This window comes from Micrococcus sp. HMSC31B01, from assembly GCF_001816085.1.
Taxonomy (GTDB): domain Bacteria; phylum Actinomycetota; class Actinomycetes; order Actinomycetales; family Micrococcaceae; genus Micrococcus; species Micrococcus luteus.
The window spans coordinates 1-1,235 of sequence record NZ_KV825450.1 but is presented as its reverse complement, the minus strand read 5'-3'; the positions used below and the strand labels follow the sequence as shown (position 1 = coordinate 1,235).

The 1,235-nt window shown below is 74.3% G+C and carries 1 protein-coding gene; it reads right to left on the bottom strand.

Translation table 11 applies throughout. The features are described from left to right. Window positions 1-1,235 (bottom strand): helicase-related protein (locus HMPREF3105_RS12165; protein ID WP_256375229.1); only part of this gene is annotated, 1,235 nt, incomplete at both ends.

Sequence of the window (1,235 nt, the reverse complement as noted above, 5' to 3'; positions counted from 1 at the left end):
CGGCCCGTGCGCACGGCCTCGCGCATGAGCGCGGCGACGTCCTTGCGCTGCGCGGGCGTCTTCACCTGCACCACCTGGGGCAGGGCGGCGCCGGCCACCGGCTCGACCGGCCCGGCGACGTCGTCCACCGTGATGCGGCGCAGCTGCGCCTTGTCCGTCACGACGCCGACGCGCGGGTTCTGGAGGTTGCCGGCGGGGAACACGACGACGGCCCGGCCGAGCGCGCGGCCGGCGTCGAGCTCGACGACGTCCCCGACCGCGAGGTTCGCGAGCGAGTCCTTCACGGCGGCCAGGTGGGCCCGACGGCGCCCCTGCGAGCCGGACTTCTCCGCGGCCGCGAGCTCCTTGCGCAGGGTGAGGTACTCGGCGAAGTCGCCGAGGTGACACTGCATGGCCTCCTCGTACTTCTCGAGGCTGGCCTGCTTCGAGCGGACCTCGCGGGCCAGCCCCACCACGGAGCGGTCCGCCTGGAACTGGGCGAACGAGGACTCGAGGATGCCCCGTGCCCGCTCCGCCCCGACCTGTGCCAGCAGGTTCGCGGACATGTTGTACGTGGGCCGGAACGAGGAGCGCAGCGGGTAGGTGCGGCGCGAGGCCAGGCCCGCGACGGCGGCCGGGTCCAGCCCGGGACGCCACATCACCACGGCATGGCCCTCGACGTCGATCCCGCGGCGGCCCGCCCGGCCCGTCAGCTGGGTGTACTCCCCCGGCGTGATGTCGACGTGGTTCTCGCCGTTGAACTTGACCAGCTTCTCGATCACGACGGAGCGGGCCGGCATGTTGATGCCGAGGGCGAGGGTCTCCGTGGCGAACACGGCCTTGAGCGCGCCGGCGGCGAACAGGTCCTCGACGGCCTCCTTGAACGGGGGCAGCATGCCGGCGTGGTGGGCCGCGAAGCCCCGGGACAGGCCGTCCCGCCACGCCCAGAACCCGAGGATCTCCAGGTCCTCGACGGGCAGCAGACGCGCCGCCTCCTCGACCCGCTCGGCCACGAGCGCCTTCTCCCGCGCCGTGGTGAGGTCGAGCCCGGCCCGCAGGCACTGTTCCACCGCGGCGTCGCAGCCGGTCCGGGAGAAGATGAAGGTGATGCACGGCAGCAGCCCGTCGCGGTCCAGGGCCCGGATCATCTCCGGGCGCGACGTGGACAGCCGCGGTCCGCGCCGCTGGCCGCCGTCGTGACCGCCCGGCCGACCGGAGACCGGCCGCTCCCGGTCCAGCGCGGAGGAGCCGGTCCG